Origin of the sequence: Denitrificimonas caeni DSM 24390, from assembly GCF_000421765.1 — a bacterium.
Taxonomy (GTDB): Bacteria; Pseudomonadota; Gammaproteobacteria; order Pseudomonadales; family Pseudomonadaceae; genus Denitrificimonas; species Denitrificimonas caeni.
In genome coordinates, this window is sequence record NZ_ATXQ01000010.1 from 85,896 (window position 1) to 92,381 (window position 6,486).

The window sequence follows — 6,486 nt, forward strand, 5'->3', positions numbered from 1 at the left end:
GACTTATCTTGCAATACCAACGGACTAACTAATTTAGCGCCAAAAAACTCACTATAAACTTACGTATTACATAATCTTTGAGTTCATCTACTTAATACTGACAACGCATGTTCAAACGGCTCACTAGCCCTCTAAAACATGGTGTCGAAAATGCTTGCACCAGATAAATACCGCAACTTTCTAAATGCACAACAAAAAAGCCACAACCCTTTTTAGCGGTTGTGGCTTTTTTACAAGCGTGCGCTTACTTAGGCTGTAAGCTTAGCGGCAATTTTAGCCACATGCGCGCCCTGATGGCGGGCGATCGCTAACTCACGTGGATCAGGTTGGCGTGAGCCATCACCACCGGCAATTGTCGATGCACCGTAAGGTGTACCGCCGCCCACTTGTGAGACATCAAACAACTCTGGCGTGGTGTAACCGACTGGCACAATGATCATGCCGTGGTGTGCCAGCGTGGTCCAGGTTGAGGTGATGGTCATTTCTTGGCCACCACCAGTACCTGTTGAAGTGAATACGCTAGCAACTTTACCGGCCAGCGCGCCTTTCGCCCACAGACCACCGGTTTGGTCGAAGAAGTTGCGCATCTGCCCGCTCATGTTGCCGAAGCGCGTTGGTGTACCAACGATAATGGCATCGTAATCAGCCAACTCTGCTGGTGTCGCCACTTCTGCAGCTTGATCCACTTTACCACCGGCATTTTTAAAAATTTCAGCGCTCATGGTTTCGGGTACACGTTTTACCGTCACCTCAACACCAGCCACGCCGCGTGCGCCTTCAGCGACCGCATTGGCCATGGTTTCGATATGGCCGTACATTGAGTGATAAAGAACCAATACTTTAGTCATTTTTGTTTCCTCTTTTAAGACTTAACTTTGTTGATCTGTTTGCTAATCAAGGCAAATCACTTGCCAAGCATCCCCCGATGGGGAAGTTTCTGTTAAACGTTCAATTTTAAGGTCAGCACAATTCACTGCACATTCATACTGAACATGGATAGCATGTTTTATGCGACATCCACTAGCACGATTTCACTGTCCTGCTGTGCGCTCACTTTGAGTAAAGATTCATCACTGATCGCCACACCATCACCGGCTGCAGCGACAACACCGTTGATCTCGATCTCACCACTGGCTGGCACTAGATACACTTTGCGCCCTGGGGCAATGTGATATTCGGTGCTTTGCCCAGCCTTCAAGGTTGCCGCGACTAAACGAGCATTGGCACGAATCGGTAGCGCATCAGTATCTCCCGGTAAACCACTGGCCAGAGTAATAAAAGAGCCACTGCGCTGCTCCTTTGGAAAAGGCTTAGTCCCCCAACTCGGCGGCAAGCCCTTTTCGTCGGGCATGATCCATATTTGGAAAAGCTGAGTTGCTTCATTTTCTTCATTCATCTCACTGTGAATAATACCGCTGCCAGCGCTCATAACCTGCACATCGCCAGCTTCAGTACGACCACGGTTACCCAAACTGTCTTGGTGAGTAATGGCACCGCTGCGCACATAAGTGATGATTTCCATGTCACGGTGTGGATGCGGTGGAAAGCCAGAGCGAGCGGCGATGCTGTCATCGTTCCAGACGCGCAGTTGACCCCAACTCATACGTTTTGGATTGTAATAATCGGCGAAAGAAAAATGGTGGCGAGTATCCAGCCAGCCATGTTGAGCGCCGCCAAGCTCGTTGTAAGGTCGTAGTTCAATCATGGTAAAACCTCCTGCTGATATTTAATTCTTATCAGCCAAACATGCTGGTTATGGAATCAATACAATCTTTTCTGCCGCGCCAGCGCTAACCTGTTGATAGGCAGCAACGGCTTGCGACAGGGGTAATTCGACAAATCCGCTGGGCGCTGGCAGTCCAGCATCAAATGCTTCGCCGATACGCTTAAGCATTTGCGCACATTCTTCGAGGCTGTAGAGCAGCGAATTAATCCCCACAATTGAGCCGCCACGGCGATACAGATTCAAGGACGACAAACTGATCACGCCATCCTTTGGTGCGGCAATAATCGCCACACGACCAAAGGTATCGACTGTATTGACTGCTGCTGCAAGCCAGAAGCCTGTGGTTTCAAAAATCACTTCAGGCGCTTGTTGCTTGAAGTGCTGACGTGCTTGCTCTGGCAGTTGCCCTTCTTGGCTTAACTGAAAAGCCTTAATACCTTGCGCTTGCAGGCTTTGCACAACATCCGCACGACGTGCCGCCATGACCACGTCGGCACCGCGCGCCTCGGCTAAAACCTGTGCCGCTTTAGCCACTGCTCCAGCACCGATAATCAGCAAACGCGTTCCCGCTTTAACGTGGCTGCGCTCAAGGGCATCCCAAGCGGTGATAAAAGGCACGCCGCAGGTTGCCGCTTGAGCAAAGGTTAACGACTTGGGTAGCGGGGTGACTGCGTTGACTGGCACCGCGACATACTGCGCATGGCAACCATCACGATAAAAACCAAAACCCTGACCGCTACCGCCCCATACGGCTTGACCCAGCAACTGTTCAGGCCCTTCAACAATCACGCCAGCAAAGTCCCGGCCGGGTATACGTGGCGTGGTGGTGTAAGGAAACAAGCCCAGCACATTCTTAATATCGCTGGGATTGACGCCGGTGGCACGCACCTCAACCAATACCTCGCCCGCAGCTGGCACGGGCTTTGCCAAGCCATGCAATTGCAATGTATCTAAAGAGCCAGTTGCAGAAAACTGTAGCGCTTGCATAAGAGACCTCCATCACTGGGTTGTGAGCGATACCGAACTGAGCAGCGAGTCAATAGCCGCTCAGCCGGCTTGGTTGTGTAGCACACAATCACTTACGACCATGTGGCCGAGCAAAATCTAACACTGGACCCGCTGGCACCACACCGGTTGGGTTAATGGTGTCGTGACTGCGGTAATAGTGCTCTTTGATATGTTGCATATTCACCGTCTCAGCCACGCCAGGCCACTGGTACAGCTCGCGCATATAACCGGCCACATGCGGATAATCTTCAATCTGCTTGAGGTTGCACTTAAAGTGACCGTGATACACCGCATCAAAACGAATCAGTGTGGTAAACAAACGCCAGTCTGCTTCGGTGATCTGGTCGCCTACTAAATAGCGCTGTTTGGAGAAGCGGTGCTCAAGTTCATCCAGTGCTTCAAACAAGGGGAACACTGCCAGCTCGTAAGCTTTTTGACTGGTCGCGAAACCGGCTTTGTAAACACCATTATTGATGGTGTCATAGACATGCTCGTTGACACGATCAATCTCAGTACGTAACGCCTCGGGGTAATAATCGCCAGGCTTCGCGCCAATCTCGTCAAAAGCCGAGTTGAACATACGAATAATCTCAGACGACTCGTTGCTCACCATCACATTTTGTTGTTTATCCCAAAGCACTGGAATGGTCACCCGACCGCTGTATTTTGGATCAGCAGCGGTATAAATCTGATGCATGTAATCTGCTTGGAAGAGGGGATCTGCAACCACCCCTGCGCCTTCAGCAAAGGTCCAGCCCTGCTCACCCATCAACGGATTGACCACTGACACTGAAATCATCGACTCAAGCCCTTTGAGCTTGCGAAAAATCAGTGTGCGGTGCGCCCAAGGACAGGCTAAAGAAACATATAAGTGATAGCGTCCGGCTTCAGCTTTAAAGCCTGCTACGCCGCTTGGTCCAGCGCTGCCATCAGCGGTGACCCAGTTACGAAATTGTGATTCACTGCGCTCGAATTTACCGCCAGTGGAGTCAGTGTCATACCATTGGTCATGCCATTGACCGTCTACTAATAAGCCCATGTTAGAGCCTCCATTTGTCTGTGAGAATCCTGCACGAAGGAAGACCATCTTCCTGCGTGCTTATGTTATGTAGGTTGGCGATAGACGCCGAAACTTAGAATGAATCAGCGCGGCCGTTGCCTAAGCGTGCACTGAGCATACGGTCCAGCGAAAGCTTACCGCCGCCGTTTAAGACTAAAGCACCGGTGATGGCCAGTAACGCCAGGCCAAATTCATAGCCGTTGTTACTCAAAAACAATCCGTTAGGCAGGTGCACTGTGATGACTGCAACCAGCATGGTCATTGCCAGCACAAATGCTGCAGGTCGCGTCAGCAGTCCAAGCAGCAGGGCGATACCACCAAAGAACTCTGCACTGCCGGCGGCCAACGCCATTAAGTAACCCGGCTCCAAACCAATCGAAGCCATCCACTGCGCTGTTCCTTCCAAACCGCCGCCGCCAAAACTACCGAATAACTTCTGCGCGCCATGCGCCGCAAAAATCACCCCAGCACTAAGGCGCATGAGCAAGCTGCTCAAGCTGTTGTCAGTTGTCAGTTGTCAGTACACGCTGAATTAAAGCTTTGCTCATGATGTTCTCTCCAAGTAGAATCAGTTATGTTGTTTGATGTAACCACTATAGTACAAAGACTAAGAAGATAATAACGGAACGTTTTGACCTTTATGATCAGGAAAACTGAACTATGACGTTGCTTATCACTTTAGATGCCTTGCAAACCCTTGACGCCATTGAGCGCCGCCAGAGCTTTGCGGCTGCAGCAGAAGAGTTGCACCGCGTGCCATCCGCCGTTTCTTACACTATTAATAAACTCGAAGAAGATCTTGGCGTGGAACTCTTTGATCGCAGCCGTCGTAAAGCCGAGCTGACCGCCATTGGACGTTTGGTCCTCGAACAAGGTCGGCATATTCTCAAGGCCTCGCAAGAGCTGGCGGCGCAGGCCCGTCAAGCCGCGGACGGCTGGGAAGTGGTGCTACGAATTTGCATTGAGAGCGTACTGAGCAGCGATGCTATTTATGCGCTGATTGAAGACTTTCAGCGCATTCAACCGAAGACGGAAATACGCCTCAGTGAAGAAGTACTGAGTGGTAGTTGGGATGCGCTTAGCGATGATCGTTGCGATCTAGTGATTGGCGCAGAAGGCGCTGCGCCTGCTCCAGGTTTTGTCCTGCATTCGCTCGGCCAAGTAGCATTTGATTTTGCAGTTGCCGCAGGACATCCATTAACCCAACTACCCACGCCGATAGCAACCAGCGCTATCTTAGACTACCCCACAGTGGTGGTTGCCGACAGTTCGCAACGTTTACCGACGCGCTCAGCGGGGCTTCTGGATGGCCGCAGCCGTATTTACGTGCCGAGCATCGAACATAAAATAGCCGCGCAATGCAAAGGACTTGGCGTGGGCTATTTGCCGCGCCACCGCATTACCCAGCACGTTGCAGAGGGTCAATTAATAGTTTTGCCCTTGGACGCCACACGAGCGCCGGTCGACATATCCGTCGCTTGGCTACGCAGTAATAGCGGTAAAGGCTTGAAGTGGTTTGTCGAGCGACTGAAACAGATGCGCTTTGATCCTGAACAAGGTGAACTAGTGCTGAAAGAGTAAAAGCTGTTCTTCGAATAAAACCAAGTCACCCATCAACTCGATACGCGACATACTGGCAATCAGTTCAGCAGTCTAGCTCGGCAGTAAAAAGCAGCAATCAAAAAACCGCTAGAGCTTTGCTGTTGAATATCTTGGCGCGCTGACGGTTATGATATTTTTAGATTACGTTGCCAGTCCAAGCTGACTGCGTTTTAAATGCATAGTATACCAAGGCTCTGGAGTCGCGGATGATCTCAATAACTTGTCACACCTTAGTGCTGGGCGGCATCCGCTCCGGCAAAACTGGCTTCGCCGAAGCACAAGCGTTAGCGCAGAAACAACCGGTAGTGTACGTAGCAACAGCGACTGCAGGCGATGCTGAAATGGCCAACAGAATCAGTCGCCACCAAGCCATTCGCCCAGCTAGCTGGGGACTGGTGGAAGAGCCGCTAAATTTAGCTCAGGTATTAAGCGAGCATGGGCAACAGAGTCCAGCACCCTGTCTGTTAATTGATTGCATGAGTTTGTGGATCAGCAACTTATTGCATGCCGGTATTGAACATTTGCAAGCACAAAAAGAGGCTTTTCTTGAGCAGGTTGAAGGCTATCCAGGTTCTTTGATTATTGTCAGTAACGAAACAGGGCTCGGCACCATCGGCATGGATCCGTTGACTCGTCAATTTTGCGATGAGTTGGGCTGGCTTAATCAAGCACTGGCGCAGCGCTGCCACAAGGTTGTCATGGTACTGGCGGGTTTACCGCTGACTCTGAAAGACTCGATTGCTTGACTGCGTTCGTAATGTAGATACTCTGTTTAAGCACAAGCTTTTTTATGCTCTTCGCTGAATAATTTTGATGAATCAAAGGGCGTGTTTAATTTTAAGCACGCCCAGATTCCTGTCAGCATTTTACGCATCACTGCGCACAGTGCTTGCATCTTTTTCTTGCCACGTTGAATCAGCGACTGATAAAAAGCGCGCACATTAGCGTCGTGAGTCGCTGCAGACAAAGCTGGCATAAACAGCGCTGTGCGCAAATAAGAGTTACCTGCTTTGCTTAAGCGACCAGGTTTGTTAATGCTTGTTCCTGATTGCGTTAAGCGCACATCAAGGCCAGCAAAGCGGCTGACCTG

General features: G+C 50.6%; 8 protein-coding genes. 2 read left to right on the forward strand and 6 right to left on the reverse strand.

All coding sequences use genetic code 11. The features are described 5' to 3' along the window. Positions 1-248: 248 nt before the first annotated feature. From wrbA to H591_RS0113015, 5 genes are all read right to left on the reverse strand, one after another. A complete protein-coding gene (gene wrbA / locus H591_RS0112995; protein WP_022967401.1) occupies positions 249-848 on the reverse strand; it encodes an NAD(P)H:quinone oxidoreductase in 600 nt (199 codons plus the stop codon). Positions 849-1,006: 158 nt separating this feature from the next. Beyond that, positions 1,007-1,705, reverse strand: a complete 699-nt coding sequence (locus tag H591_RS0113000; protein ID WP_022967402.1) for a pirin family protein — start codon at positions 1,703-1,705, stop codon at positions 1,007-1,009. A gap of 48 nt (positions 1,706-1,753) precedes the next feature. Further along, complete coding sequence (locus tag H591_RS0113005) at positions 1,754-2,713, reverse strand: quinone oxidoreductase family protein (RefSeq protein WP_022967403.1); 960 nt, start codon at positions 2,711-2,713, stop codon at positions 1,754-1,756. Positions 2,714-2,801: 88 nt separating this feature from the next. Next, positions 2,802-3,773 carry a glutathione S-transferase family protein gene (locus H591_RS0113010; RefSeq protein ID WP_022967404.1) on the reverse strand — a complete coding sequence of 324 codons (972 nt, stop codon included), beginning with the start codon at positions 3,771-3,773 and terminating at the stop codon, positions 2,802-2,804. 94 nt (positions 3,774-3,867) lie between these two features. Then, the gene (locus tag H591_RS0113015) at positions 3,868-4,275 is read right to left on the reverse strand and encodes a DoxX family protein (RefSeq protein ID WP_051145850.1); all 408 of its coding nucleotides are present in this window, start codon (positions 4,273-4,275) and stop codon (positions 3,868-3,870) included. 179 nt (positions 4,276-4,454) lie between these two features. Between H591_RS0113015 and H591_RS0113020 the strand changes: the two genes are divergently transcribed. Both H591_RS0113020 and cobU read left to right on the forward strand, forming a co-directional pair. Continuing rightward, positions 4,455-5,375, forward strand: coding sequence for a LysR family transcriptional regulator (locus tag H591_RS0113020; RefSeq protein WP_022967406.1), 921 nt, complete (start codon positions 4,455-4,457; stop codon positions 5,373-5,375). 227 nt (positions 5,376-5,602) lie between these two features. Next, positions 5,603-6,142 (forward strand): bifunctional adenosylcobinamide kinase/adenosylcobinamide-phosphate guanylyltransferase, encoded by a 540-nt coding sequence (cobU, locus tag H591_RS0113025; RefSeq protein WP_022967407.1) that lies wholly within the window; start codon positions 5,603-5,605, stop codon positions 6,140-6,142. A gap of 26 nt (positions 6,143-6,168) precedes the next feature. Here cobU and H591_RS0113030 read toward each other — a convergent pair. Beyond that, positions 6,169-6,486, reverse strand: a 318-nt coding sequence (locus H591_RS0113030; RefSeq protein WP_022967328.1) for an IS110 family transposase, incomplete at its 5' end; no start/stop codon positions are given.

Bases quoted from the DNA above. Each gene is read 5' to 3' on its own strand.
- wrbA (WP_022967401.1), bottom strand. From the start codon at position 848: ATGACTAAAGTATTGGTTCTTTATCACTCAATGTACGGCCATATCGAA.
- H591_RS0113000 (WP_022967402.1), bottom strand. From the start codon at position 1,705: ATGATTGAACTACGACCTTACAACGAGCTTGGCGGCGCTCAACATGGC.
- H591_RS0113005 (WP_022967403.1), bottom strand. From the start codon at position 2,713: ATGCAAGCGCTACAGTTTTCTGCAACTGGCTCTTTAGATACATTGCAA.
- H591_RS0113010 (WP_022967404.1), bottom strand. From the start codon at position 3,773: ATGGGCTTATTAGTAGACGGTCAATGGCATGACCAATGGTATGACACT.
- H591_RS0113015 (WP_051145850.1), bottom strand. From the start codon at position 4,275: ATGCGCCTTAGTGCTGGGGTGATTTTTGCGGCGCATGGCGCGCAGAAG.
- H591_RS0113020 (WP_022967406.1), top strand. From the start codon at position 4,455: ATGACGTTGCTTATCACTTTAGATGCCTTGCAAACCCTTGACGCCATT.
- cobU (WP_022967407.1), top strand. From the start codon at position 5,603: ATGATCTCAATAACTTGTCACACCTTAGTGCTGGGCGGCATCCGCTCC.